Genomic DNA, 19377 nt, shown 5'->3' with positions numbered 1-19377 from the left:
AGATTCCCCTTACGGTGTGTATGGACGACGAACGTGAGACGGAAACATCATCTGCAGTGACAATCTCTGCGGACCGATACGACGATCTCGCAGTTGCTGTAACTTCGGCCGTCGCAACGGCAGAGGAACTCAGTCCACTCGAACTCCCGCCACTGGCAGACGTGGGCGTTGACCCAGAAGCACTCAATTCACTGTTTGGCACGTCACGGGACCCCTCACTCGAATTTACTTTCAGATATGCTGGCTACCTCGTTTCGTTATTTGGTGACGGCACGCTCCGTGTCGCACCACCAGATGTTTGAGACACGAACGGGCTGAAACCGCACTCTCTGGCGGCGCCGAATAACCGGGCAAATTCGTCTGCTGTCGTGCGATTTCATAGCGTACCGCTCGGAGAAATGTATTTATAGAACTGCAAACGTTGTACTCGCTTGAGGTTTCAACATGGCTTCACGAATGCAGCAACCACTCTACATCCTCGCAGAAGGCTCGAACCGCACACGCGGTCGCTCCGCACAGGACTCGAACATCCGCGCCGGAAAGGCCGTCGCTGAGGCTGTACGAACTACCCTCGGCCCCCGCGGCATGGACAAGATGCTCGTCGATTCGTCAGGCGAGGTCGTTATCACCAACGACGGTGCGACCATCCTCGAAAAGATGGACATCGAACACCCCGCCGCGCAGATGATTGTCGAAGTCTCCCAGACGCAGGAAGAAGAAGTCGGTGACGGCACGACCACCGCCGCCGTCCTCACCGGTGAACTCCTCGCCCACGCCGAGGACCTCCTCGACGACGACCTCCACCCGACGGTCATCGTCGAAGGCTACACCGAGGCCGCCCGCATCGCCCAAGAGGCTATCGACGACTTCGTCCTCGACGTCGAACTCGACGACGACCTGCTCGAACAGGTCGCCGAATCCTCGATGACCGGGAAGGGAACCGGCGACGTCACCGCCGACGTACTCGCAAAGCACGTCGTCAAAGCCGTCCGGATGGTCCACGAGAGCAACGACAAGTTCGACCGCGAAAACGTTCGTATCCTCACCCGCACGGGCGCATCTTCCTCGGCAACGGAACTCGTCGAAGGCGTCGTCCTCGACAAAGAACCCGTCAACGAGAACATGCCTCACTCCGTCGAAGATGCGACGGTCGCCGTCCTCGATATGAAACTCGACGTTCGCAAGAGCGAGGTCGACACCGAGTACAACATCACCTCGGTTGACCAACTCACCGCCGCAATCGACGCCGAAGACAAGGAACTCCGCGGCTACTCGGCGGCCCTCAAGGACGCAGGCGTCGATGTCGTGTTCTGTACGAAGTCCATCGACGACCGCGTCGCAGGTTACCTCGCCGACGCTGGCATCCTCGCGTTCAAGAGCGTCAAGAAGTCCGACGCCCGTGCCATCGCTCGTGCAACTGGCGCAAAACGCCTCGGTTCGCTCTCCGACCTCGACGAGTACGACCTCGGCCACGTCGATTCGGTCAGCATCAAGACGTTCGGCGACGACGAACTGACCTTCGTGGAAGGCGGTGTCGCGGCCAAGGCCGTGACGTTGTTCCTCCGCGGCGGCACCGAACACGTCGTGAACGAACTCGAACGCGCCATCAACGACTCTGTAGACGTGGTCGTCGCCGCCCTCGACAAGGGCGGTGTCGTCCCCGGTGCGGGCGCAACTGAAATCGCCATCGCCGACCGCATCCGCTCTGAAGCCGCGGGTATCGAAGGCCGCAAGCAACTCGCCGTCGAAGCCTACGCCGACGCCGTCGAAGCCCTTCCACGCACACTCGCCGAGAACACCGGCTTGGACCCCATCGACGCACTCGTCGACCTGCGCGCTCGCTACGAACACGAGGGTATCGCAGGCATCATCTCGACCGGTCGCTCCGGCGAAATTGGTGACCCCGTCGAACACGGGATTATCGACCCCGCCGCCGTCAAGCGCGAAGCAATCGAATCCGCAACCGAAGCCGCGACGATGATCGTCCGCATCGACGACGTCATCGCCGCAAACTAACCCCACCACAGACACCGCGCGATTCCTTCCACGCGCCGGTGTCACCACTCGCAATCGATTTTTCAGGTTCCAACGTTTCGACCAGCCACGGCTTTCAACTGCCTTGACCGTCTACTCGTCTCCATGTCCGATACGGTTGGACTTCCAGAAGCCGTGTCGATGGCTATCGGTGGCATGGTCGGTGGCGGCATCTTCGCCGTCCTCGGCGTCGTCGCCGGGGCCGCAGGAACACTCTCGTGGGCGGCGTTCGTCGTCGCTGGCCTGCTCGCTCTCGCCGCTGGATACTCGTTTCTCCGACTCAACAGTCTACTCTCGGAGCAGATGAGCCCCATCGGGTACGTCCAGCAGTTCACCGGGAACACCACGCTCTCGGGTATCGTCGGGTGGACGTTCGTCTTCGGCTACGTCGGTACGATGGCGATGTACGCCTACGCCTTCGGCGGGTACTTCACCGAACTCGTCGGGGTTACGTCGCTCGTGGGGTTCTCACTTCGGCCCGTCGTCTCGGCGCTGATGGTCGCCGGGTTCGTCGGCCTCAACGTCCTCGGTGCGCACGCCTCGGGTCGAACAGAAGACGTCCTCGTCGGCCTCAAAGTCGCCATCTTGCTCCTGTTCGGACTCGGGGGCATCTGGTACGGTACGACCCACGGCGGCATCAGCCTCGGCTTCGGGAACCTCGGTGCTGGACCCGTCATCGCCGCGGCCGTCTCCTTTGTCGCATTCGAAGGGTGGGAACTCCTCTTTTTCGACCAAGAGAGTATCGAAAACCCGAGTGAAACCCTTCCGCGTGCGGTGTACGTCTCAATCGTTGGTGCGACCGTTCTGTACATCCTCGTCGCGCTCGTGACGACGAACCTCGCCGGACTCGACGCCATCCAACAACACGCCGAAACCGCGCTCGCAATCGCCGCACGACCCTTCCTCGGACAGGTGGGCTTCGTCCTCATCTCGCTCGCTGCACTCTTCTCGACTGGCAGCGCCATCAACGCCACTCTGTTCAGTTCTGCACGTCTCTCGAATCGCCTCGTCACCAACGACCTTCTGCCGAGTCGATTACGCGACGAGAGTAGAGACGAACCAGTTCGCCCGCTTCTCGTCCTCGGTGCGCTCTCGGCAGGGTTCACGTTCCTCGGGAGTCTCGACGCCATCAGTTCGTTCGCGTCGCTCGCGTTCATCTCTATCTTCGGCGGACTCTGTCTGCTTGCCTTCCGACAGCGTGAAAACTTCCAAACTGCGGTGATTCCTGCTGTCGGCGCACTCGGGGCGGCCGCGTCGGTTGCCGCGCTCTTGTGGCATCTCTACACCGCCGAGCAAGGGACGTTCTGGACAGTGCTGGCACTCGCTGTCGCTGTCATCAGCGTCGAATTGCTCTACTTCGAACGCGACGAACTCGCCGAAGATGCACGCGCGCTCGAACACGAACTTCACGACGTAGAGAAGCACTAACTGTCCGCTCGGACCTGCGGGAGTCGCCACTCGTAGCGCACGGCGAACATCCGCAGGCCGAAGACGACTGCCGCACAGAGGCCTGCGGGAATTCCTGACGGCGCACCAAGCCCGCGCGCGATGAGGAATCCAACGCACCCGGCGACGGCTGGTGTCGCATAGAAGTCGTCGCGGAGGACGACCGGCACGCGCCCGATGAGGATGTCGGCAATCGACCCGCCGCCGACGCCCGTGATGGTTCCGAGAATGACGATACCGAACGGTGAGACGCCTGCCTGCACGCCCACGAGCGACCCGGTGGCAGCGAAGGCCGCGAGGCCGATGGCGTCCGAGGTCACGAATAGCGGGTGGTCGCGGACTCGGCCTTTGAGGCGTCGAATGAGGACGATGGCGAGAGCGACACCGACGAGCGCGACGCTCATGTCGTCGATAGTCGCTAACGATGCTGGGAGTCTGTCCACGAGAACGTCGCGTGTGGTCCCGCCGCCGAGTGCGGTGACGACGCCGAGGACGGCCACACCGAACGCATCGAGTCCGGCATCTGCGGCTTTGAGCGCCCCCGCGACGGCGAATGCAAGTAGGCCGACGATGTTCATCACCCAGAAGGGGTCTACCTCGACCATCAGTCGAAGTCGAGTCGAACTGTATCGCCCGCCGAGAGGCCGAATGCCTCGTCGCCGCGGCCGTGATTCACGTCGCATTCGACGTATCCATGACTGCCAACCGTGACGAGACGAGAGCCTCGGAGTACGGCTTCGAAGGTGTCGCCGACGGGTGTTGGCTCGCCGTTGACGGCAATCCGTTCGAACGGTCGAACGTCAGCCCCCGGAATGTTCGTGATGCAGTTTCCGAAGTCGTCTACGACGAGTACCTCGCCGGTGACGCTGTCGTCGTCGCGCTCGGGGTCGGGAAAGGAGTAGTCGGCCAGACTTGAACATTCGATGGGGACGAATCGCTCGATGGTGTCGAGCGCGTCCGCCCCGACCTCGTGGGCGTCGGCCGCCGCGGGCGCGAACACGTCCCGACCGTGGAACGTCGTCGAGTCGGGGTTCTCGACGTCGATTTTGTACGCTTCGAGCGAGGGCTCGTCGTCGTACTCGGCGGCGATTCGTCGCGCCGCTGGCTTGAGAACTCCATTATCGGGGCCGACGAGGACGTGGTCGCCGACGCGGAGGACGACTGCGCGACGGTCGGTTCCCACACCGGGGTCGATAACGGCGAGGTGGACGGCGGGCGGAAAGTAGGGTAGTGTCTCGCGGAGCCAAAACGCGGCCGCACGGACATCTTGGCGGGGGAAGTCGTGAGCCACGTCGATGAGGCGAGCGTCGCACTTCGAGAGGATGACGCCCTTCATCGCCGCGGGGTAGGCCGAGCCGAAATCAGACGCGAGTGTTATCATCTCAGGCCGTGTCGGGGTGGTTTTCTGCCACCTCGCCCGAGCCATCCGAGGCAGTGATGTTCTGTATGCGCTCGATGCCGCCGATTTCGTAGACGACTTCGGCGACTTCGGCGGGGACGAGCGACTCCCAGTCGCGGTCTTCGACCATTCGCGCGCGAACTTCGGTGCCTTCCAGCACTTCGCGGTTGAACATCGGCGATTGGCGAACTTCGACGCCCGCTTCTGTGAACAGTTGGATGACGAGGGGGTTGTTCGAGTAGGCGACGTCGAACGCTGGCGACATGGACTGGACGTGGCTGACCCACACCGAGTTCCGGTCCAAGTCCTCGATGGGAACCGCGTAGGTCGTGACGTCGAGGTCGGAGACGGCCTTCGTGACCATCATGATTCGCTCGCCCGCAGTGAACGGATTTCGCGGTGTGTGTGAATCGCCCGCAGAACCAATTCCGAGGACGAGTTCGTCGACCTCGGAGGCGATTTCCTGAACCATTCGGTGATGGCCGTTGTGATACGGCTGAAACCGGCCAATGTAGAACCCCCGCATGACTCGCGGTTGGGTTCGACTACTTATAAATACGGCGAGTTTCAAAAAATCCGGAATTCTGGTGGTAGGAGAGTCTAAACGACATTATACGGCAAGGTATGCAACACACAATCGGGGAGAAAGTATATCAAGCGCAGGACCCACGATAGAAGTAGCGACGACAGTTCTATGAGTAACGAAACGAATACTGACGATCGCCTCCACGAATCGGAGGAATCCGCCGACAAATCGCCCGATAGCGAGGGCGTTGACACCGGTTCGGAGCCTCTTGACGAGGAGGCCGAAGAGGTCGAACAACACACTATCGACGACCTCGGGAGCGACGTCGAACTAAAGGCCGACGTGGTCAACGACGTTGACGAAAACGACCTGCTCGGTGGATTACAAGTCGACTCCACCGAGGAAATCGAGGTCCCCGACCGACTGGTGGACCAAGTCATCGGGCAGGAGCACGCCCGCGACGTCATCATGAAAGCGGCCAAACAGCGCCGTCACGTCATGATGATTGGCTCTCCGGGGACGGGGAAGTCTATGCTCGCAAAGGCGATGTCCGAACTTCTCCCCCGCGAGGAACTCCAGGACGTTCTCGTCTATCACAACCCCGACGACGGTAACCGCCCGAAGGTCCGGACTGTACCTGCGGGAAAGGGTGACCAAATCGTCGAAGCACACAAAGAAGAGGCACGCAAGCGCAACCAGATGCGCTCGTTCTTGATGTGGATTATCATCGCCATCGTGTTGGGCTACTCGCTTATTATCGCCCAGCAGGTTCTCCTCGGCATCCTCGCCGCGGGTATCATCTACCTCGCGTTCCGCTACGGGTCGCGCGGCAGCGATGCGATGATTCCGAACCTCATCGTGAACAACGCGGACCAGAAGGCTGCGCCGTTCCAGGACGCAACGGGTGCCCACGCTGGTGCACTCCTCGGCGACGTTCGCCACGACCCATTCCAGTCCGGTGGCATGGAGACGCCGAGCCACGACCGCGTCGAACCCGGTGCAATCCACAAAGCGAACAAGGGTGTTCTGTTCATCGACGAAATCAACACCCTCGACGTTCGCAGCCAACAGCACCTGATGACGGCCATTCAGGAAGGCGAATTCGGTATCACTGGCCAGTCCGAGCGCTCCTCGGGTGCGATGGTCCAGACCGAACCCGTCCCGACGGACTTCATCATGATTGCCGCAGGGAACCTCGACGCGATGGAGAACATGCACCCCGCACTCCGGTCCCGTATCAAAGGGTACGGGTACGAGGTCTACATGGACGACACCATCGAGGACTCCCCGGAGATGCGCCGCAAGTACGCACGCTTCGTGGCACAGGAAGTCGCCAACGACGGGCGGCTGCCCCACTTCACCGAAGAGGCACTCGAAGAGGTCATCCTCGAAGCCCGCCGCCGTGCAGGCCGCAAGGGTCACCTGACGCTCGAATTCCGTAACCTCGGTGGCCTCGTTCGCGTCGCAGGCGACATCGCCCGCGGCGAGAACGCCGACTTCACCACCCGCAACCACGTGTTGCAGGCAAAGCGCCGCGCGCGCTCTATCGAGCAACAGATTGCGGACCAGTACATCGAGCGCCGCAAGGACTACGAACTCTCCGTCAACGACGGCTTCGTCACGGGCCGCGTGAACGGCCTCGCAGTCATGGGCCAAGACTCCGGTATCATGCTCCCCGTGATGGCCGAAGTCACGCCGTCACAGGGTCCGGGCCGAGTCATCGCTACCGGTCAACTCAAGGAGATGGCCGAAGAGTCCGTCCAGAACGTCTCGGCTATCATCAAGAAGTTCTCTAATCAGGACCTCTCCGAGATGGACGTACACGTGCAGTTCGTCCAGACCGGCCAGCAGGGTGTCGACGGTGACTCCGCGTCCATCACGGTCGCGACCGCCGTCATCTCTGCACTGGAAGACATCCCAATCGACCAATCGGTCGCGATGACCGGTTCGCTCTCGGTTCGCGGTGACGTGCTTCCGGTCGGCGGTGTCACCCACAAAATCGAAGCCGCCGCGAAGGCTGGCTGTACCACCGTCATCATCCCTGCCGCCAACGAGCAGGACGTGATGATCGAAGACGAGTACAAGGAGATGATCGACATCATCCCCGTCTCGCACATCAGCGAAGTCCTCGACGTCGCCCTCGAAGGCGAACCCGAGAAGGACTCGCTCGTGGACCGGCTCAAGAGCATCACTGGCTCTGCCCTCAAAGGCAAGGGCGTCGGGCCCTCCAGTCCGAGCCCACAGTAAGGCAGAATGACCGAGTGGGCGACGTTCGCAGGTTTCACCGGCGTCGTCCTCACGGTGCTTCTTTCTCTCGCACACCTCTCACGTGGAGTTCCAAGTGACATCGTTGACGCTCGGAACGACGCTTCATCGCACGCGCGCAATGACTTCGAAACGACTGACGTGACTGTTGACGGTTTCGAGACGTGGTCGGTTCCTCCTACTGAACACACGGATTTCATGCCAGTCAGCGTCAACGTCGCACAGCTACCGGAACACAGCGCGCATCTGTCCGAACAGTGCCTCGACGCAGACGCCCAGAGCCACACCTCTTCACCAGACCACGACGCCAGTATCCCTCCGTACGTCCTCCTGGCGAACGTCATCGTCGGGCAGGTACTCTTGGGTGCGTTGTTGGCGATGGGTGCGTGGTACTCCGGTGTCCCGCTCTCGGCACTCGGCATCTCGTTCGCGAATCTCCCGACGATGGTCGGACTCGGTGCCGCACTCGGTATCTCACTCTACGCCGCGAACAGAGTCGGTGCGACGGCGAGTCGGCAGTTCGGGTTCGCCCCCGACGAATCGCTCCGTTCGTCACTCACGCCGGAATCGACGCGTGGATGGTTCCTGTTGTTCTTCGTCGCACTCCCGCTCATCGCGGGCTTCGAAGAACTGCTGTTCCGTGGTGCGCTCATCGGCGCGGCGGCGGTCGGGTTCGGCCTCTCGCCGTGGCTCATGGCGGCGCTCTCGTCGGTTGCGTTCGGCATCGGCCACGGCGCACAGGGTCGTCTCGGTATCTTCGTGACTGGCTTGCTTGGGTTCGTTCTCGCCGCGGCGTTCGTCCTCACCGAGAGCCTCGTGGTCGTCGTGGTCGCCCACTACCTCGTCAACGCGTTGGAGTTCGTCGGCCACGAACTGTTCGACTGGGAGTGAGTGTGCCTCACGTGTGGGGTGTTCAAGTTCCCCGCGCACCGCGTAGTGAGTATGGACATCGACACGAGGACTCTCGCACAGGCAGGCCTTATCGGCTACATCGCACTCATCGTGGCGGCCTTTGTCACTAACAACCCGACGATTGCACTCCTCGCGGACGTCGCGTTCGGCATCGCCGTGATTCTGCTCGGTATCGTCACCTACCAGATACCCATCGAATCGCGCGTAAAATACATCGCCGCAGGCGGATTCATCGCCGCTGGCATCACACAGTTCGTCGAACTCCTGACGGGGATTCCGGAACTCGGTCTCGCGGGGACGCTCTTCTTGCTGGCAGGATTAGTCGGCTACATCGCGCTTCGCCGCGAGACGACCGCCGCGCCGTTTTAAAGTCCCACTCAGATTCCTTCTGCACGACGGAGTGCCGCGACGACTGAATCCGGTGCAGCACTCGGTCCGTCTGTCACTCTGTGGTCGGGGATGACGACCGGAATCGGATTCGACGCGAGTGTGCGCTCGACCGCCTGTACCGACGCGTCGTCTTCTGGGTCCAGTCCCGCCATTCGAACGAGCAAACTAACGTCGATTGGCTTGCCGCGTGGGACGTTGCGCAACGCTTCGAGGATTGCTCGCTGGTCCGTGGGGACGGTCAGACCGACTTCGACCGACGAAAAATCCACATCGTCACCGTCGATGGCGGCGACCACAGAATCGAGAATCGGGTGGTCGCTCTCGGTATCGTCGGGAAGTGACTCGGGAAACGAGACGCTGATGAGTTTTCCACTCACGACTCCGATTTGCACCGAACGACCGAGTGACGGCAGTTCGCGGGCGTAAATTCCGGCGACGTCCATGCATCTTTGTCTCCCCGCCGGACGTTTCACACTTGCGGGGACGCGAACCTTCCGGCGAACGCCCGCGACGACGCAAACCTTATGTACAAATCAGTCCGTCAGTGTACATCAATGAACGCTAGAGAAGGTGGATTAGCGCCACAAGTGCAGTCGATACTCTCGGCTGCGCGAGCGCGACCCGGCGGTGAGTCCCGTCTCGCGGTCGATGCACGGTCGTTTTCGGCGGCCATCGAGGCGACCGAGTCCGACGGTCGGGTACCACTCATCGCGGAAGTAAAGCCGACGAGCCCGACGACCGACGGCGTTCGAGAAGACGACCCGGTCGAACTCGCGCGCGAGATGGTTGCCGGTGGGGCGACTGCGCTCTCGGTACTCACCGAACCCGAACACTTCGGCGGTTCGACAGACTCGCTCGAACGCATCCGCGACGCCGTCGATGTCCCCGTCCTCCGCAAGGATTTCATCATGAACGAGGCCCAACTCGACGTGGTCGAGTCTGATTTGATTCTGCTCATCGCGCGCTTCTTGCAAGACGACCTCTCGGACCTCGTCGATGCGGCTACAGACCGCGGCTTTCAGCCACTCGTCGAAGTCCACACGAAAGCGGAACTCGACGCGGCGCTCGAAACAGATGCAAAAATCATCGGCATCAACAACCGCGACCTCGGCAAGTTGGAAGTTGACCTCGATACGTTCGAGAGTCTCGCTCCGGTGGTTCCCGACGACGTGCATCTCGTCGCAGAGAGCGGTGTGAAGACCCGAGACGACGTGCGACGAATGCGCGAGGCCGGTGCCGATGCCCTCCTCGTCGGGACGGCGATAATGGACGGCGACGTGCGACAGAACACACAGAATTTGAGTTCACTATGAGTGTAGACGGCAAGTTTGGAGAATTCGGCGGGCAGTACGTTCCCGAGGCGCTCATGCCCGCTATCGAGGAACTGAACGACGCGTACCAGCGATACGTCCTCGAAAACGAGGACGGTTTCATGGACGACTTTCGTGCGCGACTCCGCGATTTCGGTGGGCGTCCAACACCCCTCCAGCGGGCGGACCGACTCTCCGAGCGCTACGGGCGTGAAGTCTATCTGAAGCGCGAAGACCTCGTTCACGGCGGCGCGCACAAACTCAACAACGCGCTCGGACAGGTCTTGCTTGCGAAGTACATGGGCAAAGACCGCATCATCGCTGAGACCGGTGCAGGACAGCACGGGACCGCGACGGCGATGGCCTGCGCACACCTCGATATGCCCTGTGAGATTTACATGGGCGAGCGCGACATCAATCGCCAGCGACCCAACGTCTTTCGGATGCGACTCAACGGTGCGGACGTGAACGCCGTGACCGTGGGCCGTGGGACGCTCAAAGAGGCCATCTCCGAGACGATGCGCGACTGGGCGACCAACGTCGAGGACACCCACTACGTCATCGGGTCGGTCGTCGGCCCGCACCCCTTCCCGAGCATGGTTCGTGACTTCCAGTCGGTGATTTCGGAAGAGGCACGAACCCAAGCCCAAGAGAAGTTTGGACAACTTCCAGACTCCGTGCTCGCCTGCGCTGGTGGCGGGTCGAACACGATGGGGGCGTTCGCGGAGTTTGTTAAGGATGAATCGGTCGGCCTCTTCGCCGTCGAAGCGGGCGGTTCGACGCTCGATGTGGACGAAGAAGCGGGCGTCGCGCCCAACTCCGCCTCGCTGACGACCGGAAGCGAAGGCGTGCTTCACGGCGCGCGCACGCAATTGCTTCAGGACCGCGACGGCCAGATTATGGAGTCGCACTCCATCTCCTCGGGTCTCGACTACGCCGGTGTCGGCCCGGAACTCGCGTATCTGAACGACATCGGACGAATCACCGCCGTCAACGTGGACGACGACGAGGCGCTCACAGCATTCCACCGACTCTCGCAGTTAGAAGGTATCATCCCCGCGCTCGAAACCGCCCACGCGTTTGGCTACCTCGAACGTGTCCTCGGCCCTGACTCGGACGCCACGCAAGCAGAACGCGATGCACTCGGTGAGTACGTCGTCGTCAACGTCTCCGGGCGTGGCGACAAAGACCTCGAATCGGCCATCGAAGAGACCTACGAACGCGATATCGACATTGCACCTGATATGACCGAATTCACGGGGGGACTGTGATGTCTCTCGAAGACGCATTCGCCGACGGTCCGGCCTTTATCCCGTACCTCGCCGCTGGCGACCCGGACTACGAATCCTCACTGAAATACGTCGAAGCACTCGAACGCGGCGGCGCAGACGTTATCGAACTGGGCCTCCCATTTTCGGAACCTATCGCCGAGGGGCCGACGATTCAGAATGCAGTCGTCCGTTCGCTCGAAGGCGGCATGACGCCGACGCGGTTCTTCGAGTTCGTCGAGGACCTCGACGTGTCGGTGCCGCTGGTCTGTATGACCTACTACAACCTCATCTACCGCTACGGAGATGACCCTGGCCCGCGCCCATTCGTCGAGAAGGCGGCCGAGGTTGGCATCGAAGGCTTCGTCGTCCCCGACCTGCCTGCCGAAGAGGCTGACCCGCTTCGGGAGGCCTGCGACGAGTTCGGCCTCGATTTAGTCTTCATCGTCGCACCGACGACGACCGGCGACCGGCTCGACCGAATCATGCAGCAAGTCTCTGGCTACGTCTACGTCCAAGCGCGACTCGGCACGACGGGCGCGAAGGCAGACGTGTCCGACCAGACCGAATCGACGCTCGCGCGACTGACCGACTACGACGTGCCTAAGGCAGTCGGATTCGGAATCAGCACGGGAGACCACGCCGCTCGAATCGTTCGCGGTGGTGCAGACGGCATCATCGTCGGGAGCGCGCTCGTGGACATAATTGCCGAAGGACACGAGAACGACGACGACCCCGAGGTCGTCGCTGACCGCCTCGAAACGCTCGCCCACGAACTTGCTGACGGCGTTGCCACAGGTGCCTCGCAACGAACACCGCATCCGGAACGCACATAAATACCCTGACACTGAGTACCATACATGAACACTGACGTAGGAATCTCCGCTCGACTCGAACGCATCTCCACAGGAGGGCGATACCTCATCGTCCCCATGGACCACGGCGTAACACTTGGCCCGGTCAAGGGCCTCGTAGACATCGAATCCACCATCGACGGCATCACACGCGGCGGCGCTGATGCCGTCCTCACACACAAAGGAATCGCCCCGCGCGTCCACCCGAACAAAAACGGCAAAGGATACATCGTCCACGTCAATGGCTCGACGGTCATCGGCCCGGACGAAGCCGATAAACGAATGACTGCAACTGTCGAAGACGCCCTCCGAGTCGGCGCTGACGCTGTTTCTTTCCACATCAACGTCGGGTCACAGTACGAACCCGACCAGATGACCCAACTCTCTGAAGTCTGTTCTCGCGCCGCCGATTTCGGCGTCCCCGTTCTCGCCATGTCCTACGCCCGCGGCCCCGGTATCGACGAACACGACGCCGAGAGCCTCGCACACGCCGTTCGCCTCGCCGAAGAAGTCGGTGCGGACATCGTGAAGACGGCCTACAGCGGCGATGCTAAATCCTTCAGTCGAGTGGTCGAAGCCACGCGCCTCCCGGTCGTTATCGCCGGTGGCAGTCGCGGCACCGACCGCGAGACTGTCGAGATGGTTCGCGGAACGATGGACGCCGGTGCAGCAGGCGTCTCGATGGGACGCTCTATCTTCCAACACGACAAGCCCGAAGCAATTACTCGCGCCGTCAGCGCCGTCATCCACGACGACGCCGACGTTGACACCGCCCTCGACCGCGCTGGCCTGAGTCTCGAAGTCTAGGCATTCTCTTTCGTCCCTGTCTTTCTTCGTCTCGTTCAGTCGTCGCTTTCGACCAACTGTCGCGTTGCTTGTGATTTCACAGAATGAAATTTCAACCAGGAAACATAATCTATCAGCCATTTAATCTGGGGATATGTCCCTCCAGGCGGTGATGAAGAAGGATTTCCGCGACTCGGTGCGGTCCTACACGCTGTATCTGCTGATTGCACTGTTCACGCTCTTCGCTATATGGCTCGCGTCGCTCCAGTGGATTCCGCTCTCGTCTCAGGATAGCCCCGTGGAACCGAGTACGCTCGCGCTCTTGAACAGCATGCGACAGCCAGCGGTGATTTTCATCCCGCTAATTAGCCTCGCTGTCGGTTACGATACGATCGTGGGCGAGCGCGACAGCGGCACGATTCGACTCTTGCTTGCGCTCCCGCATTCGAGAGCCGAAGTCGTGTTCGGCAAACTCCTCGGTCGAATCTGCGTTATCGGCGTCTCGATTGCGGTTGGCTACGGTGTCATCGCACTCATCGCGCTGGCGACGTTCGACTCGTTCAACCTCGCTATTTTCGTCCTCTACACGTTGATGACGATGCTCTATGCAGGTGTCTACGCCGCACTCGCACTCGGGTTCTCGGCGGCGGTGAAAACCAAAGTCGAGGCGTTCGTCGGCGCGGGCATTTTGTACTCGCTGTTCATCCTCGGGTGGGACCTCTTGATGTACGTGATTCAGCTCATCGTCTGGGGACCGGAACCCCCGGAAGGCGGACTCCCGCCATGGATGTGGCTCGTTGGAATGCTCAACCCCTCGACGGCGTTCATGCACGCCGCACGGGTGCCCATCCCCGAGTACAAGGAGATCACGTTCTATCCCGCACCGGACCTGTTCTCTCTACAGGACTGGGTTGGCTTTGTCATCCTTGCGCTGTGGGCCGTGATTCCACTCACGTTCGGATACGTCCGGTTCACGCGGATGGATATCGAGTAGGACAGCGCCACGCAGGCGTTGGTAAGTTCTTGCCTACAAGCGATTTATCACCTCCAGAATGATAATTACTTGTCATGACCGCGCTGAACAGTCACACGAGCACAGACGAGCGCTCGCGGATTTCCTTTCCTTGGATTTCAGCACTCTTGGGGGTGGTAACGCTCGCCACGTTCGGGATTGAACGGTTCCTCCTCGAAACCGCTGGTCGGTCACTCGGAGACGCCCCAGCGTTTGTGATGGGTGGAGTCGTCATCGCAGTCTGTGCGAGTGCCTTCTATCTCTCGACACGAGGCCACAGCATCGATTCCGCCATCCTCATCGCACTCGGTCCGGTCGCTGGACTCTTCGTGTACCTACTCGGGTACCACCTCGTCTTTCCACCCAGCACTGACTCTCCGACGTGGCTCATCTTCCTCGCCTTTGCTGGTGGATTCGTCGCGTTCGGCATCGTCGCGTTCCTCCTCGGTCAACTCCGGCATTCGTTCATGAGCCCACGTTAGACGATTTTTCTGATGTACGAGCCATGCTCTCTTCGCACCAAGCGGTCAGCACTCAATTTCGGCCAGCGAGACCATTTTATATCGCACCATGCGATTTATGCCCTAGGCAAAGACGCCACTATCGGGCGTTTCAGGCAATTTCAGAAATCCCGTTCTCCGTCGATGAATCGCTGAATATCGGCCGCAACGGGGCCGTCTTGCTCTGGTGGAACGCTCTCAGACCACTGGACGCTGAGCGCTGTGCTACTTTCTCCATGTTCATCTGCAACTGGTCGCCCCTCCACAGGGGATGCTCGAAAGACGACGGTGTACATCGTTGTTTGCTCGTTCGTTGTGCGAAACGCGACGCGCCGAACGAGTTCTGGGTATTCGAGTTCGACGACAACGCCAGTTATCGACTCGACACCACGTTGCGCAACCGATACCCAGTCGTCACCAGCAGAAACTCGAAATGCAGGAAGGGTCCAGCCGTGTGACCCGTCATTTTGCAGGAGTACTTCACCGCGGTCGTTTACGAGGCCGACGACAGCGTGACTATCCAATGCTTCGTACTCGTCGAACTCGTCCGCGCCGATGGTGTGGGTCTCGTCGTGGAACTCAATTTCATCCCGTTGGCGTAGCTGTTCGGGTTCCTGTAGTTTGTCCATTGGTTGTCATTTCTCCACGTAGTACTTGAAAATTGACTGCGAGTCCCCAATCGTTGAGTGCGATACAGAATATGCGGTCGCTAAGATGGCCGTTCGAAGTGCCATTTAGACACCCATTCTCATTGCCTCACTCCGGGGGGTTCAGGTGGGTGAAACAGGGGTGCCTGGAACCGTGTGCATCCTTGAGTATGATTCTGGTTGCAGGAGGCTGACCACTGATGACAGTTCGAATCAGTCACTGGCGACTGGAAACGAGACGAATGAATCCGCCGAATTGCGCCGAAAGCAGTGACGACGACCCAGAACAGCCGATTCGACTGTTCGAACACTCTAATTTGCTGAATTTCTACGAATGGAGCGCTCTCCCCGGATTATTCTGTGTTCGCACGATTTGTTCGAAATGGGGGTCATAAACCCTATTATGCGATATAGAATTGCACCCTCGGCGAAAACCGGAGCGTGTCCAAAATCACCACGCCGTCAGTTGATTCATCCGCCACGTTCAAGCAGTACGACCGAGTGGAACCGATAATGACACGAAGCGTCTGGCTCAAGGCCGATGACACGGTCGGAGACTGGGAGACGCGGAAGCACCGCATCACCGCAGGTCTCGAAGCAGGTGTCGATTGGGTCCTCGTCGACGAGAGCGATATCGAAAACGTCCGTGAACTCGGTGACGTAAAGGTCGCCGCGTTCAGCACCGACGTCGATGTCCACGTCATGGAAGCCGAAGATGACGACTCGTCCGGTGCGGTCGCTGATGCCTACATCGTCGGCAAAGACGGCGAAGGCGACGGCACGGTCGAACTCCCTTCGGATTTCTCTGGTTCTGCCGATTTAACCACCCTTCGCCGAAACGACTCGCGCGCGAACGGCTCGTACGTCCGAATTCTGAGCAAGGAGTACGAGTCGCTCGCCGAGAAGGCCGCCCAAGACGGCGACTACACCATCGTCGTCGGTGAAGATTGGACTATCATCCCGCTCGAAAATCTCATCGCTCGCATCGGCGACGAGACCGACCTCATCGCGGGTGTCACGAGCGCCGACGAAGCGAAAGCGGCATTCGAGACGCTCGAAATCGGTGCCGATGGCGTCCTCCTCGACAGCGACGACCCCGACGAGATTCGGAAAACCGTCGAGATGCGCGACGAGGCCGAACGCGAGTCGCTCAACCTCGTGTACGCCGAGGTTCAGGAAGTCGAACGCACCGGCATGGCCGACCGCGTCTGTGTGGATACGGGCACGCTCATGGAACACGACGAAGGCATGCTCGTCGGGTCGATGTCTCGTGGCCTCTTTTTCGTCCACGCCGAGACGGCGGAGTCACCGTACGTCGCCTCTCGACCGTTTAGAGTCAATGCGGGTGCGGTCCACGCGTACGCGCGCACGCCGGATGGAAAGACCACGTATCTCTCGGAACTCCAGAGCGGCGACGAAGTGCAAGTCGTGGATACGAACGGACGCACGCGCGAAGCCATCGTCGGGCGCGTCAAAATCGAGAAGCGCCCGATGTTTCGCGTCGTCGCCGACTACGAGGGCGACCGAGTCGCCACGCTCCTCCAGAACGCAGAGACCATCAAAGTCCACACGAAAGAGGGTCGAACCGCCGTCACCGACCTCGAAGCCGGTGACGAAGTGCTGATGTACTACGAAGACACGGCTCGACACTTCGGCGAGGCCGTCGAAGAGAGCATCATCGAAAAGTAACTAGTACTCTTCGTACTGCCACTCGATTTCAGTGGCACACCACGGACAGAAGTCGAGTTCGTAGTCGAGACCACCGCCACACGCAGGACAGGCTACTGCTCCGTCAGCGCGTTGGCGTGCGCGATAGAAGGCAATCCGGTAGGCGTCGAGTGCGCTGAGAAATAGCAAGACGATGACGGGGACGGTCACCTCTGGAGGGAGCGAATCGAACGACGAAGGGGTCGGTGTCGCAAACGTCGAGAGGAGGACGAGTCCAACCCCCACGACGAAACTAAACCACGCGATTGCGCGTCGCCACTCGCGGAGATAGACGTGCCCTGCACCAGCGATTCCGAGGGATGCCCCGAGGACGCCAACGAGGGCCGCGACGAGTGCACGACGGCGAGCATCAGCCATTGTTCAACCCGGTCACGGCCAGTGTGCTTAAACGTCCGGATTACTGGATAAACCCCTGACGAGTGACCGGAGCGTTTCGAGGTCGTACTGTCCGGGTGCTGTCGCATCTTTCGGGTTCACGGGCGCGTAGCCGATTTTAGACCCGTACACTGGAGCGACGGCGCGCGTATGCCTCCCCGGTTCGCCCATCGCAATCGTGGCCACGCGGTCGCCCCACGTCGTCGCACGTTCTGTCACTTCCAGCAGTTTCAGCGCGTCGTGCTTCGTCTGTGCGGTGACGGCGAGCTTGCCAACGTCACCGTGGTGTGCGGCCTCGCGGAGGAGGCGGGTCAGTTCGGACCGCGCTGGTGTTCGCTCGAAGTCGTGGATCGACGCGACCACGGTCGCGTCTCGCTCTCGTACTCGGTCGGCGACTTCTGCACCGAGGTCGGTTTTCAGCGTCGCCAGTTCGATATCGATTGCTGCGACGGCGTCGTGGTCGGCGGCCGCGACGAGCGCCGCCAGACGGTCGCGCTCACTCTCGATCGACTCGCCGCCTTCCCACTCGGCGCGATTGGTCGCGAGAATTGGAAGTGCGCCCTCGTAGGCATCGAGTGCATCGAGTGCATCCGTCGCGAGGTCCATCCGAAATTCGAGTGCGTCGGCGGTGTCGCGGGCGGCAGGCTCGTCGGCGAGGTCGGCCGTACTCGCGGTCAGTACGAACGAGTCGAACGAGAGGTCCATACCTGAGATGAGAAAGCCATCACTAAAGGCGTGTCCGTGGTTGCGAATTCCGCCACCGAGAGAAGTCTGGACCCGGGTCAGTCGTCGTCGTCACTTGTCGCATCGGCGTTGTCGCTGGGCATCGGGTCTTGTGAGTTGGGAAGTGACGTGACCGGCGTGTGTTCGACGGTGTAGGTAGCCGTTTGCTCCCCTTCGTCGCCCGAAACGGACGCGACCCGGTACAGCTGAATCTGTTGTTCCTGTTTGGTGACGACGCGGAAATCGTAGGTGTCGGCGTCGTATCCCGGTCGAGTCGCCCGGTTCGTCGAAAACCTTCGATGGTCGGCGAGTCGCTGACTGACTTCGCGCTCAGACCGCGCAGAGATATCCGTCAATCGCTCGCCGAACGCCTCGACGAGACTCGATTCGAGTTCGTAGCCGACGGAGTTGCGTCCGGCGAGTATCGCGGCAATCGTCGTCGTTCCAGTGCCGAGGAAGGGGTCCAACACGGTGTCGCCGTAGACCGAGTACATCCGAATTAATCGAAGTGGGAGTTCGATAGGGAACGCCGCAGACCGAGTTCGAGACTCCGATTCGAGTCGTTGTGCAGTACCGGTGAACTCCCAGAGGTCCGAGAACCACTGGTTTCGCTCCTCCCAGAAGATTGCACTCTCGTATCGGGATTCGTCGCCCGGTGGGAACGAACGCGGGAGTCCCTTCCGGAGGATGAGGACGTACTCGTGTTCGAGTGTGACGTAGGCGTTCGGCGGCAGCGTCCCCGACCCCATGAATTTGGTTCGGCTATTCGTTGGCTTTCGCCAGATGATGTCCGGAAGCGGGTTGAGGCCGCGTTCGGTCAGGGCGCTGAGGACGCGAGCGTGATTCGGGTACTGGCGAAACGACCCGCCGAGACTTCGGGTGGCATCGCCGACGTTGATACACACGATTCCGCCGGGTCGAAGGACGCGGGCGACCTCGTCCCACACCGCATCGAGTTGGGCGTGCATCGCCTCGAAGGCGGCCTCGCCGTCCCCCTCGTCGAGTGCGTCGGCGACTGTGTCGTCGCGCGCAGAAAAGAGGTCGTCCCACATCTCGATCATCGGATACGGTGGTGAGGTGACGACCAGGTCCACGCTCTGGTCGGCGAGAGAAGTATCCGCAGCGTCGCCGACGTGCAGGGCGTGGGTTGTTCGCATCAGCGTAAATTGTTGTGCTGACGACAAAACACTTCCCCTCGAAAC

The 19377-nt window shown here is 60.8% G+C and carries 21 protein-coding genes; 13 read left to right on the top strand and 8 right to left on the bottom strand.

What is annotated here, in order from left to right; genetic code table 11:
* The first annotated feature begins 20 nt into the window (after positions 1 to 20).
* The 3 genes from ACK509_RS05055 (at position 21) to ACK509_RS05045 (ending at position 3462) form a co-directional block, all read left to right on the top strand.
* On the top strand, positions 21 to 302 hold the full coding sequence (locus tag ACK509_RS05055) for a HalOD1 output domain-containing protein (RefSeq protein ID WP_410765402.1): 282 nt from the start codon (positions 21 to 23) through the stop codon (positions 300 to 302).
* A 154-nt stretch (positions 303 to 456) separates the two neighbouring features.
* A complete protein-coding gene (gene thsA / locus ACK509_RS05050; protein WP_410766253.1) occupies positions 457 to 2016 on the top strand; it encodes a thermosome subunit alpha in 1560 nt (519 codons plus the stop codon).
* Between the two features lie 123 nt (positions 2017 to 2139).
* Positions 2140 to 3462 carry an APC family permease gene (locus ACK509_RS05045; protein WP_410765401.1) on the top strand — a complete coding sequence of 441 codons (1323 nt, stop codon included), beginning with the start codon at positions 2140 to 2142 and terminating at the stop codon, positions 3460 to 3462.
* Here ACK509_RS05045 and ACK509_RS05040 read toward each other — a convergent pair.
* From ACK509_RS05040 to ACK509_RS05030, 3 genes are read right to left on the bottom strand one after another with little or no spacing between them, the layout of a single operon-like run.
* A complete protein-coding gene (locus ACK509_RS05040) occupies positions 3459 to 4085 on the bottom strand; it encodes a trimeric intracellular cation channel family protein (RefSeq protein WP_410765400.1) in 627 nt (208 codons plus the stop codon). The genes ACK509_RS05045 and ACK509_RS05040 overlap by 4 nt on opposite strands.
* Entirely contained in the window at positions 4085 to 4861 is a 777-nt protein-coding gene (locus ACK509_RS05035) for an S-adenosyl-l-methionine hydroxide adenosyltransferase family protein (protein WP_410765399.1), read from the bottom strand. Before ACK509_RS05035 ends, ACK509_RS05040 begins: the two co-directional genes overlap by 1 nt.
* Before the next feature lies 1 nt (position 4862).
* The gene (locus tag ACK509_RS05030) at positions 4863 to 5405 is read right to left on the bottom strand and encodes a nicotinamide-nucleotide adenylyltransferase (protein WP_410765398.1); all 543 of its coding nucleotides are present in this window, start codon (positions 5403 to 5405) and stop codon (positions 4863 to 4865) included.
* 168 nt (positions 5406 to 5573) lie between these two features.
* Here ACK509_RS05030 and lonB point away from each other — a divergent pair, with 168 nt between their 5' ends.
* Genes lonB through ACK509_RS05015 form a run of 3 tightly spaced genes read left to right on the top strand, consistent with a single transcriptional unit; the run spans position 5574 to position 8951 of the window.
* Positions 5574 to 7652 (top strand): ATP-dependent protease LonB, encoded by a 2079-nt coding sequence (gene lonB / locus ACK509_RS05025; protein WP_410765397.1) that lies wholly within the window; start codon positions 5574 to 5576, stop codon positions 7650 to 7652.
* A 6-nt stretch (positions 7653 to 7658) separates the two neighbouring features.
* On the top strand, positions 7659 to 8561 hold the full coding sequence (locus ACK509_RS05020) for a CPBP family intramembrane glutamic endopeptidase (protein WP_410765396.1): 903 nt from the start codon (positions 7659 to 7661) through the stop codon (positions 8559 to 8561).
* Between the two features lie 51 nt (positions 8562 to 8612).
* Positions 8613 to 8951 carry a hypothetical protein gene (locus ACK509_RS05015; RefSeq protein ID WP_410765395.1) on the top strand — a complete coding sequence of 113 codons (339 nt, stop codon included), beginning with the start codon at positions 8613 to 8615 and terminating at the stop codon, positions 8949 to 8951.
* An 8-nt stretch (positions 8952 to 8959) separates the two neighbouring features.
* Here ACK509_RS05015 and ACK509_RS05010 read toward each other — a convergent pair whose 3' ends face one another.
* Entirely contained in the window at positions 8960 to 9415 is a 456-nt protein-coding gene (locus tag ACK509_RS05010; RefSeq protein ID WP_410765394.1) for an MGMT family protein, read from the bottom strand.
* Between the two features lie 111 nt (positions 9416 to 9526).
* On the opposite strand from ACK509_RS05010, the gene trpC reads away from it, so the two are divergent.
* The 6 genes from trpC to ACK509_RS04980 all read left to right on the top strand — a co-directional run bounded on the left by trpC (position 9527) and on the right by ACK509_RS04980 (position 14684).
* The gene (gene trpC / locus ACK509_RS05005; RefSeq protein WP_410765393.1) at positions 9527 to 10285 is read left to right on the top strand and encodes an indole-3-glycerol phosphate synthase; all 759 of its coding nucleotides are present in this window, start codon (positions 9527 to 9529) and stop codon (positions 10283 to 10285) included.
* A complete protein-coding gene (gene trpB / locus ACK509_RS05000; protein WP_410765392.1) occupies positions 10282 to 11553 on the top strand; it encodes a tryptophan synthase subunit beta in 1272 nt (423 codons plus the stop codon). The genes trpC and trpB overlap by 4 nt, the downstream gene beginning before the upstream one ends.
* Positions 11553 to 12386, top strand: coding sequence for a tryptophan synthase subunit alpha (trpA, locus tag ACK509_RS04995; protein WP_410765391.1), 834 nt, complete (start codon positions 11553 to 11555; stop codon positions 12384 to 12386). Before trpB ends, trpA begins: the two co-directional genes overlap by 1 nt.
* A gap of 24 nt (positions 12387 to 12410) precedes the next feature.
* Complete coding sequence (locus tag ACK509_RS04990; protein ID WP_410765390.1) at positions 12411 to 13211, top strand: 2-amino-3,7-dideoxy-D-threo-hept-6-ulosonate synthase; 801 nt, start codon at positions 12411 to 12413, stop codon at positions 13209 to 13211.
* Between the two features lie 133 nt (positions 13212 to 13344).
* Positions 13345 to 14184 carry an ABC transporter permease subunit gene (locus tag ACK509_RS04985; protein WP_410765389.1) on the top strand — a complete coding sequence of 280 codons (840 nt, stop codon included), beginning with the start codon at positions 13345 to 13347 and terminating at the stop codon, positions 14182 to 14184.
* 152 nt (positions 14185 to 14336) lie between these two features.
* On the top strand, positions 14337 to 14684 hold the full coding sequence (locus tag ACK509_RS04980) for a hypothetical protein (RefSeq protein WP_410765388.1): 348 nt from the start codon (positions 14337 to 14339) through the stop codon (positions 14682 to 14684).
* Between the two features lie 140 nt (positions 14685 to 14824).
* Here the strand turns inward: ACK509_RS04980 and ACK509_RS04975 are convergent, their stop codons facing one another.
* Positions 14825 to 15331, bottom strand: coding sequence for a hypothetical protein (locus ACK509_RS04975; protein ID WP_410765387.1), 507 nt, complete (start codon positions 15329 to 15331; stop codon positions 14825 to 14827).
* Positions 15332 to 15862: 531 nt separating this feature from the next.
* On the opposite strand from ACK509_RS04975, the gene ACK509_RS04970 reads away from it, so the two are divergent.
* Positions 15863 to 17038 carry a 3-dehydroquinate synthase II gene (locus tag ACK509_RS04970; protein WP_410765386.1) on the top strand — a complete coding sequence of 392 codons (1176 nt, stop codon included), beginning with the start codon at positions 15863 to 15865 and terminating at the stop codon, positions 17036 to 17038.
* Here the strand turns inward: ACK509_RS04970 and ACK509_RS04965 are convergent, their stop codons facing one another.
* The 3 genes from ACK509_RS04965 to ACK509_RS04955 all read right to left on the bottom strand — a co-directional run bounded on the left by ACK509_RS04965 (position 17039) and on the right by ACK509_RS04955 (position 19332).
* Entirely contained in the window at positions 17039 to 17434 is a 396-nt protein-coding gene (locus tag ACK509_RS04965) for a zinc ribbon domain-containing protein (RefSeq protein ID WP_410765385.1), read from the bottom strand.
* Positions 17435 to 17461: 27 nt separating this feature from the next.
* Positions 17462 to 18157 carry a type I 3-dehydroquinate dehydratase gene (locus ACK509_RS04960; protein ID WP_410765384.1) on the bottom strand — a complete coding sequence of 232 codons (696 nt, stop codon included), beginning with the start codon at positions 18155 to 18157 and terminating at the stop codon, positions 17462 to 17464.
* A 77-nt stretch (positions 18158 to 18234) separates the two neighbouring features.
* Complete coding sequence (locus tag ACK509_RS04955; protein WP_410765383.1) at positions 18235 to 19332, bottom strand: DNA-methyltransferase; 1098 nt, start codon at positions 19330 to 19332, stop codon at positions 18235 to 18237.
* Between the last annotated feature and the right edge of the window lie 45 nt (positions 19333 to 19377).

Origin of the sequence: Haloferax sp. DFSO60 (assembly GCF_046557615.1) — an archaeon.
Classification (GTDB): domain Archaea; phylum Halobacteriota; class Halobacteria; order Halobacteriales; family Haloferacaceae; genus Haloferax.
Note: the sequence above shows the minus strand (reverse complement) of the source record. Positions and strands in the feature narration are given on the sequence as shown.

What these genes read in the sequence shown, in the direction of transcription:
- ACK509_RS05055 (WP_410765402.1), top strand. Translation starts at nt 21, where the DNA reads ATGGACGACGAACGTGAGACGGAAACATCATCTGCAGTGACAATCTCT.
- thsA (WP_410766253.1), top strand. Translation starts at nt 457, where the DNA reads ATGCAGCAACCACTCTACATCCTCGCAGAAGGCTCGAACCGCACACGC.
- ACK509_RS05045 (WP_410765401.1), top strand. Translation starts at nt 2,140, where the DNA reads ATGTCCGATACGGTTGGACTTCCAGAAGCCGTGTCGATGGCTATCGGT.
- ACK509_RS05040 (WP_410765400.1), bottom strand. Translation starts at nt 4,085, where the DNA reads ATGGTCGAGGTAGACCCCTTCTGGGTGATGAACATCGTCGGCCTACTT.
- ACK509_RS05035 (WP_410765399.1), bottom strand. Translation starts at nt 4,861, where the DNA reads ATGATAACACTCGCGTCTGATTTCGGCTCGGCCTACCCCGCGGCGATG.
- ACK509_RS05030 (WP_410765398.1), bottom strand. Translation starts at nt 5,405, where the DNA reads ATGCGGGGGTTCTACATTGGCCGGTTTCAGCCGTATCACAACGGCCAT.
- lonB (WP_410765397.1), top strand. Translation starts at nt 5,574, where the DNA reads ATGAGTAACGAAACGAATACTGACGATCGCCTCCACGAATCGGAGGAA.
- ACK509_RS05020 (WP_410765396.1), top strand. Translation starts at nt 7,659, where the DNA reads ATGACCGAGTGGGCGACGTTCGCAGGTTTCACCGGCGTCGTCCTCACG.
- ACK509_RS05015 (WP_410765395.1), top strand. Translation starts at nt 8,613, where the DNA reads ATGGACATCGACACGAGGACTCTCGCACAGGCAGGCCTTATCGGCTAC.
- ACK509_RS05010 (WP_410765394.1), bottom strand. Translation starts at nt 9,415, where the DNA reads ATGGACGTCGCCGGAATTTACGCCCGCGAACTGCCGTCACTCGGTCGT.
- trpC (WP_410765393.1), top strand. Translation starts at nt 9,527, where the DNA reads ATGAACGCTAGAGAAGGTGGATTAGCGCCACAAGTGCAGTCGATACTC.
- trpB (WP_410765392.1), top strand. Translation starts at nt 10,282, where the DNA reads ATGAGTGTAGACGGCAAGTTTGGAGAATTCGGCGGGCAGTACGTTCCC.
- trpA (WP_410765391.1), top strand. Translation starts at nt 11,553, where the DNA reads ATGTCTCTCGAAGACGCATTCGCCGACGGTCCGGCCTTTATCCCGTAC.
- ACK509_RS04990 (WP_410765390.1), top strand. Translation starts at nt 12,411, where the DNA reads ATGAACACTGACGTAGGAATCTCCGCTCGACTCGAACGCATCTCCACA.
- ACK509_RS04985 (WP_410765389.1), top strand. Translation starts at nt 13,345, where the DNA reads ATGTCCCTCCAGGCGGTGATGAAGAAGGATTTCCGCGACTCGGTGCGG.
- ACK509_RS04975 (WP_410765387.1), bottom strand. Translation starts at nt 15,331, where the DNA reads ATGGACAAACTACAGGAACCCGAACAGCTACGCCAACGGGATGAAATT.
- ACK509_RS04970 (WP_410765386.1), top strand. Translation starts at nt 15,863, where the DNA reads ATGACACGAAGCGTCTGGCTCAAGGCCGATGACACGGTCGGAGACTGG.
- ACK509_RS04965 (WP_410765385.1), bottom strand. Translation starts at nt 17,434, where the DNA reads ATGGCTGATGCTCGCCGTCGTGCACTCGTCGCGGCCCTCGTTGGCGTC.
- ACK509_RS04960 (WP_410765384.1), bottom strand. Translation starts at nt 18,157, where the DNA reads ATGGACCTCTCGTTCGACTCGTTCGTACTGACCGCGAGTACGGCCGAC.
- ACK509_RS04955 (WP_410765383.1), bottom strand. Translation starts at nt 19,332, where the DNA reads ATGCGAACAACCCACGCCCTGCACGTCGGCGACGCTGCGGATACTTCT.